Origin of the sequence: Klebsiella sp. MS 92-3 (genome assembly GCF_000195655.1) — a bacterium.
Classification (GTDB): domain Bacteria; phylum Pseudomonadota; class Gammaproteobacteria; order Enterobacterales; family Enterobacteriaceae; genus Klebsiella; species Klebsiella pneumoniae.
Genome location: NZ_GL882853.1, coordinates 4,147 through 12,105 on the forward strand (window position 1 = coordinate 4,147; position 7,959 = coordinate 12,105).

Annotated in this window: 8 protein-coding genes; all 8 read right to left on the reverse strand. The window is 56.9% G+C overall.

Annotation, left to right across the window (positions count from 1 at the left end; genetic code table 11):
* Positions 1-65 precede the first annotated feature (65 nt).
* The gene (trpS, locus tag HMPREF9538_RS04885; protein ID WP_002920253.1) at positions 66-1,070 is read right to left on the reverse strand and encodes a tryptophan--tRNA ligase; all 1,005 of its coding nucleotides are present in this window, start codon (positions 1,068-1,070) and stop codon (positions 66-68) included.
* Positions 1,063-1,824 carry a phosphoglycolate phosphatase gene (gene gph / locus HMPREF9538_RS04880; protein WP_004188345.1) on the reverse strand — a complete coding sequence of 254 codons (762 nt, stop codon included), beginning with the start codon at positions 1,822-1,824 and terminating at the stop codon, positions 1,063-1,065. Before gph ends, trpS begins: the two co-directional genes overlap by 8 nt.
* Positions 1,817-2,494 (reverse strand): ribulose-phosphate 3-epimerase, encoded by a 678-nt coding sequence (rpe, locus tag HMPREF9538_RS04875; protein ID WP_002920259.1) that lies wholly within the window; start codon positions 2,492-2,494, stop codon positions 1,817-1,819. The genes gph and rpe overlap by 8 nt, the downstream gene beginning before the upstream one ends.
* A gap of 17 nt (positions 2,495-2,511) precedes the next feature.
* Positions 2,512-3,339, reverse strand: a complete 828-nt coding sequence (gene dam / locus HMPREF9538_RS04870) for an adenine-specific DNA-methyltransferase (protein WP_002920260.1) — start codon at positions 3,337-3,339, stop codon at positions 2,512-2,514.
* Positions 3,340-3,417: 78 nt separating this feature from the next.
* Complete coding sequence (gene damX, locus HMPREF9538_RS04865; RefSeq protein ID WP_009486049.1) at positions 3,418-4,704, reverse strand: cell division protein DamX; 1,287 nt, start codon at positions 4,702-4,704, stop codon at positions 3,418-3,420.
* An 84-nt stretch (positions 4,705-4,788) separates the two neighbouring features.
* Entirely contained in the window at positions 4,789-5,883 is a 1,095-nt protein-coding gene (gene aroB, locus HMPREF9538_RS04860; RefSeq protein WP_004150047.1) for a 3-dehydroquinate synthase, read from the reverse strand.
* A 55-nt stretch (positions 5,884-5,938) separates the two neighbouring features.
* Positions 5,939-6,460 carry a shikimate kinase AroK gene (aroK, locus tag HMPREF9538_RS04855; protein ID WP_002920267.1) on the reverse strand — a complete coding sequence of 174 codons (522 nt, stop codon included), beginning with the start codon at positions 6,458-6,460 and terminating at the stop codon, positions 5,939-5,941.
* A 270-nt stretch (positions 6,461-6,730) separates the two neighbouring features.
* A complete protein-coding gene (hofQ, locus tag HMPREF9538_RS04850; RefSeq protein WP_009486050.1) occupies positions 6,731-7,957 on the reverse strand; it encodes a DNA uptake porin HofQ in 1,227 nt (408 codons plus the stop codon).
* Positions 7,958-7,959: the final 2 nt, after the last annotated feature.

The following is a 7,959-nucleotide window of genomic DNA, read 5'->3' on the forward strand; positions in this document are numbered from 1 at the left end:
AAAAAAAAAAAAAAAAAAAAAAGGGGGGGCGCCCCACCCCCCCCCCCTTTTAGCTGTTGCGTCGCTTACGGCTTGGCGACAAAGCCAATCGCTTCGTATACCGCTTTCAGGGTTTGAGAAGCCCGCGCGCTGGCCTTTTCCGCACCGTCTTTCATCACCTGATTGAGAAACGCTTCGTCGTTACGGAAACGGTGATAGCGCTCCTGCAGGTCAATCAGCATGCCCGATACCGCTTCGGCGACTTCGCCTTTCAGGTGGCCATACATTTTGCCTTCAAAATGCTGTTCCAGCTCAGGAATAGTTTTCCCGGTAACCGCGGAGAGGATATCCAGCAGGTTGGAGACGCCCGCTTTCTCTTTCAGATCGTAACGCACTACCGGCGGCTCGTCGGAGTCGGTGACCGCACGTTTAATCTTCTTGACCACCGATTTCGGATCTTCCAGCAGGCCGATGACGTTGTTGCGGTTGTCGTCGGACTTGGACATCTTTTTCGTCGGCTCCAGCAGCGACATCACGCGCGCGCCGGATTTAGGGATAAACGGCTCAGGCACTTTAAAAATATCGCCGTAGATGGCGTTAAAACGCTGGGCGATATCGCGGCTTAGCTCAAGGTGCTGTTTCTGATCTTCGCCCACCGGAACCTGGTTGGTCTGGTACAGCAGAATGTCAGCGGCCATCAGTACCGGATAATCAAACAGACCGGCGTTGATGTTCTCCGCGTAGCGCGCTGACTTGTCTTTAAACTGAGTCATGCGGCTCAGTTCGCCGAAATAGGTGTAGCAGTTCAGCGCCCAGCCTAGCTGGGCATGTTCCGGCACGTGCGACTGCACGAAGATAGTGCTTTTCTGCGGGTCGATGCCGCAGGCCAGATACAGCGCCAGGGTGTCCAGCGTCGCCTTGCGCAGCTGCTGCGGATCCTGGCGCACGGTGATGGCGTGCTGGTCCACGATGCAATAGATGCAGTGGTAATCGTCCTGCATGTTTACCCACTGACGCAGCGCACCCATATAGTTGCCAATGGTCAGTTCACCTGAGGGCTGTGCGCCACTAAAAACGATGGGCTTAGTCATGTTTCAATTCCTGAGTTTCACTGTGCGGTAACCCGAGAGCGGGTAAGAGTTCGTTAAACTGGTCGAAGAGATAGTCCGGCTCGCTCAGCGCAAGCGGTTCACCATAGTTATAACCGTAGGTCAGACCAACAGAGCAGCAGCCTGCCGCTTTGGCCGCCTGAATATCATTGCGCGAATCGCCGACAAACAGCAGCTCGGCTGGAGCCAGAGAGAGCTTTTCCGCCACCAGCAGCAGCGGTTCCGGATGCGGCTTTTTATTCTGCACGTCATCGCCGCCAATCACCACGGTAAAATATTTCGCAATATCGAGCGCGTCCAACAGCGGGGCGACAAACGGCGTCGGCTTATTGGTAACCAGCGCCAGCGGCAGGCCTTTGGCATGCAGCGCGCCGAGCGTATCGGCCACCGCCGGGAACAGGAAACTGCCCTCTTCCGCCGCTTCGGCGTAATAGCGGTCAAACAGTTTACGCAAAATGCGCAGCTGCTCGTCTTGCGGAATATCATGATCGTCGACGGAAGGCTTACCCATCGCCGCACGTAACGTTGCTCGCTCCTGACGAGCCCAGGTCAGCGCCCGCTCCATCAGGACATCGGCGCCGTTACCGATCCAGGTGATAACGCGTTCTTCTCCCGCCACCGGCAGCTCCAGGGCGTACAGAGCGTTATCAACCGCCGAGGTTAGACCCGGCGCGCTGTCCACCAGCGTGCCGTCGAGATCAAATGCGATGCCGCGGATCGCCTGTAATTTATCCATGACTCACCTTCGCTAATTCACTACGCATTTGATCAATGACTTGCTTGTAGTCCGGCTGACCGAAGATCGCCGAACCGGCAACAAACATATCCGCACCCGCCGCGGCGATTTCGCCGATATTGCTGGCTTTCACGCCGCCATCCACTTCCAGGCGGATGTCGTAGCCGGACGCATCGATGCGCTGGCGCACTTCACGCAGTTTATCCAGCGTCTGGGGAATAAAGGACTGGCCGCCAAAGCCCGGGTTAACCGACATCAGCAGGATCACGTCCAGCTTATCCATCACGTAATCGAGGTAGCTCAGCGGCGTCGCCGGGTTAAACACCAGGCCCGCTTTACAGCCGTGCTCTTTGATAAGCTGCAGGCTGCGATCGACGTGTTCGGAGGCTTCCGGATGGAAGGTGATAATGCTGGCGCCAGCTTCGGCAAAATCAGGAATGATGCGGTCGACCGGCTTCACCATCAGGTGAACGTCGATTGGCGCGGTAATACCGTAATTTCGCAGTGACTTCAGCACCATCGGGCCAATCGTCAGGTTTGGCACGTAGTGGTTGTCCATAACGTCGAAGTGCACGACATCCGCACCCGCCGCCAGCGCCTTCGCGGTATCCTCACCCAGACGGGCAAAATCAGCCGACAGAATCGAAGGGGCAATCAAATACTGCTTCATCCGCATCTCCTTGAAATTTATTTGGTCTTAGGCGGACGGTAGAGCGCTAATAGCTCGTCCACCTTTTTACGCGTACCACCGTTGCTGCTGATGCTGCGCCGCACCTTCACAATATGCGTTTCTGCCGCGTTTTTATACCATTCCTGCGTCAGCGGCGTGCGGTGGTTGGAAATCAGCACCGGGATGCGCTTTTTCATCAGCGATTCCGCCTTTTGCGCCAGCAGTACCTGTTGTTCCAGGTTGAAACTGTTGGTGTGGTAGGCGGTAAAGTTCGCCGTCGCCGTTAGCGGCGCATAGGGCGGATCGCAATACACCACTGTGCGGCTATCCGCACGTTGCATGCACTCTTCGTAAGATTCGCAGTAAAACTCGGCGTTTTGCGCCTTCTCGGCGAAATGATAGAGCTCAGCTTCGGGGAAATAGGGCTTTTTATAGCGGCCAAACGGCACATTGAACTCGCCGCGCAGATTGTAGCGGCACAGGCCATTGTAGCCGTGACGGTTCAAATACAGGAACAGCACCGCGCGACGCAGCGGATCCTGGCTTTGGTTAAATTCATCACGATACAGGTAGTAGCGCTCAGCGACGTTATTTTCCGGGGTAAACATCTCACGGGCGGCGGCGACGTATTCGTCGGTGCGCAGTTTGACGATGTTGTACAGGCCGATTAAGTCACTGTTGATATCCGCGAGGATATAACGAGAAAAGTCGGTATTAAGAAATACCGACCCGGCGCCCACAAAGGGCTCGATCAAGCACTCGCCTTCCGGCAAATGCTTTTTAATATCGTCAAGCAGGGGGAACTTTCCCCCTGCCCACTTCAGAAAAGCGCGATTCTTTTTCATGCTGCCTAACTAATTACACGTTCTCCGGCTGTGGAGAAAGCTCCGACAGCATCCTGCGCTTAAGACTACCCCACGGCATTATTTCAGGTCAGCCTGAACCTGATGCAGCGGTTTTGCCCATGGATTTTTCGCCTGCACGTCCGCCGGCAGCGAGGTGACAGCACGTTTCGCTTCATCTTTCGATGCATAGATACCGCTCACCAGCACGTACCATGGTTGGCCGTTACGCGACGTTTCATAGACAACATATTTATCCAGCTTCTCTTTCTTCGCCCAGTTGTTGAGGTTGTCGTAGTTAGAGGAGCTGCTGAGCTGCAGAGTATAGTGACCCGACGGCGCAGTTTTCATTGAGCTGACGTCACCTGCCGTCTTCCCGGTCTTCGCTGCCGGCGCTGCCGCAGCTGCCGTTGCCGCTGGCGCTGCGGTCGTCGTGGTCGGTTTGCTCTGAGCGGTGGCCACCGGTTTGCTTTCGCTGACGGACGTTTTCGCCGGAGCGGTGGTCGCCGTGCTTTCAACATGCTTCTGCTGGACCGGCTTCGATTCTACCGGCGTTTTCGCCACGGCCTGTGGCTTCGACTGCGGCTTCGCTTCGATAACGGTATGCTTACGTTCAGCCGGACGCGGGGTCGCTGCTGTCTGACGCTCGGTCGCCTGGCGCGGCGCCGCGGTGCCATTGGCGCCATTCCGGATTGGCGCGACGGTAGCCGGTTCAGTCGGCAGCGTCGAGTTAGCCACGGCGCCGTCCAGTTGGCCCTGCTGCTGGGTCAACGCATTGTTCAGATCGCCCTGAACTTCGATACGCTGCTGGCCCTGCGGCGCAACCGCTGCCTGGCCCTGCGTCGGGTTCGCGGCAATAGGCGGTACCGTTACGTCCTGCTGTGAGGTGCTGTTAGCGGCGGCAGTCTGGTCCTGGCCGGCAGCAGGCATGCTGGCGGACTGGTCGTCAGACAGATTAATGCTCTTCTCGCCGGAAGCGGTCTGCTGGCTGGAAGAGGATGGCGATTTCAGTGCGGAACCGATACCCACGATCAACAGCAGCAGCACCAGAATCCCCACACCCATCATGATGTACTGGCGGGAGGCCGGTTTGGCCGGCGCTTTTTTACGCTTGCGCGGACGACGCTCTACAGGCTGCTCTTCGAGCATCTCCTCGTCTTGCGCATCCAGTTCTTCTTCGAACTCTTCCTCTTCACGCTCGCGACGGGCCTTACCAGCGCGCGTCGGACGGCCTTCATCGGCATCAAGATCAACATCGTCAAAATTGATATGCGGATCGGCATCACGCTCGGAAGACTGACGGGAACGACCAGCACGACGATCGTTGCGATCGGCTTTCATATCGTCTTCTGGTTTGAAATCATCCATTTAACACCCCACTAAAAGGCTTATGCTCACGATTATTGCACATCACCCGAAATGATAACGCCGCGCGAACGCGGCCAGACCTTCTTATTGTTGCGCCTGCTGAGTATCAGCAATCGCGCCAAGAACCACATCGTGCGGCACTCCGCCGCGCAGCTCGCTGCTTCCTATTGCGAGCGGGAGCACCAGCCGCATTTCGCCAGCCAGTACCTTTTTATCGCGCATCATATGGGGCAAATACGCCTGCGCACTCATTTCCTGCGGGCCGCGTACCGGTAAGCCTGCACGCTTGAGCAGCTCGATAATGCGCTGAGTATCCTGCGCGCGGAACTGCCCCAGCCGTTCGGACGTGCGTGCCGCCATCACCATACCTGCCGCCACCGCTTCGCCATGCAGCCAGTTACCGTAGCCCATTTCCGCTTCGATAGCATGGCCGAAGGTATGTCCAAGATTGAGTAAAGCACGTAACCCGGTTTCACGCTCGTCGGCTGCCACAACCTCCGCTTTCAGTTCACAGCAGCGGCGAATGCAGTACGCCATGGCGGTATCGTCCAGCGCCAGCAGCGCATCAATGTTGTTTTCCAGCCAGCTGAAGAATTCACCATCCAGGATCACCCCGTACTTGATGACCTCAGCCAGTCCGGAAGCGAGCTCGCGCTTCGGCAGAGTTTTCAGACAGTTAAGATCAACTACCACGGAAACCGGCTGCCAGAAGGCGCCAATCATGTTTTTGCCGAGAGGGTGGTTCACTGCGGTTTTGCCGCCGACCGACGAGTCGACCTGCGACAACAGGGTGGTAGGGACCTGGATGAAACGCACGCCGCGCTGATAGCTTGCCGCGGCGAAACCGGTTAAATCACCGATCACCCCCCCGCCAAGCGCCACCAGAGTGGTGTCGCGGCCATGTGGTTTTTGCAACAGCGCAGTAAACACGGTATCCATCACCGCCAGGCTTTTGTATTGCTCGCCGTCTGGCAGAATGACGCTGTCAACGTTGACCCCTGACTGCTCCAGCGCAGAGCGGACGGTATCCAGATAAAGCGGCGCCAGCGTTTCGTTGGTGACCAGCATAGCCTGGTCGCCCGACTTGAGTGGCAGGAAGGAAGCTGGATCGTTAAACAAACCAGCCGCGATGGTAATCGGGTAACTACGTTCCCCGAGGGTAACAGTAAGCCTCTCCATAACGCGACATCCACCTCAATGACTATTACTCTGACGCACTTTTATTAAGCCAGAATCAGTTGCTTTCCAGCATATGAATAATCTGGTTCGCGACGACTTTCGCACTCTGATCGTCTGTGCGGATAGTCACATCGGCGATCTCTTCATACAGCGGGTTACGCTCGTCAGCCAGCGCTTCCAGCACTTCACGAGGCGGCGCATCGACTTGTAGCAAAGGACGCTTTTTATCGCGCTGCGTACGGGCCAACTGCTTCTCGATCGTAGTTTCCAGGTAGACCACCACGCCGCGGGCGGAGAGACGGTTACGCGTTTCACGGGATTTTACAGAGCCGCCGCCAGTCGCCAGCACAATCCCCTGTTTTTCCGTCAACTCATTGATAATTTTCTCTTCACGGTCACGGAAGCCTTCTTCGCCTTCAACATCGAAGACCCAGCCCACATCAGCGCCAGTGCGTTTCTCAATCTCTTGATCAGAATCGTAAAATTCCATGTTGAGCTGTTGGGCTAACTGGCGCCCAATAGTGCTTTTGCCGGCACCCATAGGCCCAACCAGAAAGATATTGCGTTTCTCTGCCATTTTTTCGGTACTACTAAGACTATTCGTTAATGATAAACCCGCTTCGCAGACACCCAGCGCCGCAGGGCATGAACTGAAACCTCATATGCAATAGAGCGAGAGTCAGACTAAAAATTATCTCAATACTCCGGCTGGTTTGGCAACTGAATAAAATCGCCGGACAATAAAGGGAGGATTGATGTCGTACCCGACTCTCAAATCGGTACCCCTTGTATGCTAAATCCGTCCTCACGTCAAACACCTGAAACGTGTTTAGCATGAAAAACCTGCTTAACGTACTGCCAGAATCCGTGGCGTAATAAAGACAACCAGTTCGCGACGTTCATTATCTTTCCCGTCACGACGAAACAGACGTCCCAGTACCGGGATATCGCCAAGCAGCGGGACGCTGTCGCGGGCGGTTTTGTTTTTCTGCGAAAAGATGCCGCCCAACGCTAAAGTCTCGCCGCTGCGAACTTCCACTAGGGTCTCTATCTCCTGCTTATCGATGGCCAGCGCTTCGCCGTTTTCCTGCTTCAGCACCTGGCCTGGCGTATTCTCGCTTATTCGCAGCTTAAGCCGCACTCTTCCCTGCTGCAGCACCGTCGGCGTGACCTCCATGCCCAGCACCGCCTCTTTGAACTCCACCGAAGTGGCGCCGCTTTCGCCACTGGAAACCTGATAGGGGATCTCGCTTCCCTGCTTGATGCTGGCAGGCTGCATGTGGGAGGCCAATAAACGCGGGCTGGCAATAATTTCGACCTGCTGCTTGCGCTCCAGCGCGGATAGCTCCAGCTCAAGCAAGCGACCGTTGATCTTGCCGATGTTAAACCCTGCGCGGGTGCTGGCATCGTTTACCGATACATCGCTGCTTAGGGTGGTGATTTGCCCGGAGCCTGGCGGGCTTCCGGCTTCCGCAAGCCGCCACTTCACCCCCAGCTCACGAAGGCTGGTTTCGCTCATCGACACGATATGGGCGGCCAGCTCCACCTGGCCGACCGGCAGATCCATCTCCTGCGCCCAGGCCTTCAACGCCGGCAGGTGCCGGGCATCATCGCGGATCAGCAGCCGATTAGTCCGCTTGTCCGCCATCAGGTGTCCCCTGGCGCTGAGCAGCTTTCCGCCGCTTTTAGCCAGCTCCTCAGCGTCGGCAAAGTGCAGGGTCACGCTCTCCGCCTGCAGGGGCAGGTTCTGCAGGCGTTTCTCCTGTTCGGCTTCACGCTGCGCCTGATTTGCCTTTTGCCAGGCCTGAGTGTGCGCGTAGATGACCGTCCCCTGCTGTTGCAAAGAGAGACCCGCGCTATCCGCTACCGCCCGCAGCGCCTGGCTCCAGGGAACCTTCTGCAGACGCAGGGAGAGCGTGCCGCTGACGTCCGGCGCGACGACGAGGTTTTTATGGTTCATTTCGGCCAGGGCTTGCAGCACCTGGGCCACTGGCGCATCGTCAATCACCAGCGAAACCGGTTTATCATTGCGGGCGGCGGGGGCCACCGCCAGCGGCAGCAGCAGAAGCAGCAGGC